We start from the raw sequence: 237 nt of genomic DNA on the forward strand, positions 1-237 counted from the left end.
GCGGAGATTGCCGGCTCGGTGGGGCTGGGCGGGTCGGCCAATGTCGGCGACCGGGTCGCCATATTCGAGGCCATCCACGGCTCGGCGCCGGATATCGCGGGCCAGGGCAAAGCCAACCCGGCCGGGTTGATGCAGGCGGCTGGCCTGATGCTGACCCATCTTGGCCAGGCCGAAATCGCCGGGCGCATGGGCAATGCGCTGCTGCGCACCCTCGAGGACGGCATCCACACCGCCGAT

The 237-nt window shown here is 70.0% G+C and carries 1 protein-coding gene; it reads left to right on the forward strand.

What is annotated here, in order from left to right:
* Positions 1-237: isocitrate/isopropylmalate family dehydrogenase (locus tag SB717_RS39370; RefSeq protein WP_410908747.1), on the forward strand; the 237-nt coding region annotated here is incomplete at both ends.

The organism is Priestia sp. SIMBA_032, from assembly GCF_046535215.1.
GTDB classification, from domain to species: domain Bacteria; phylum Bacillota; class Bacilli; order Bacillales; family Bacillaceae_H; genus Priestia; species Priestia aryabhattai.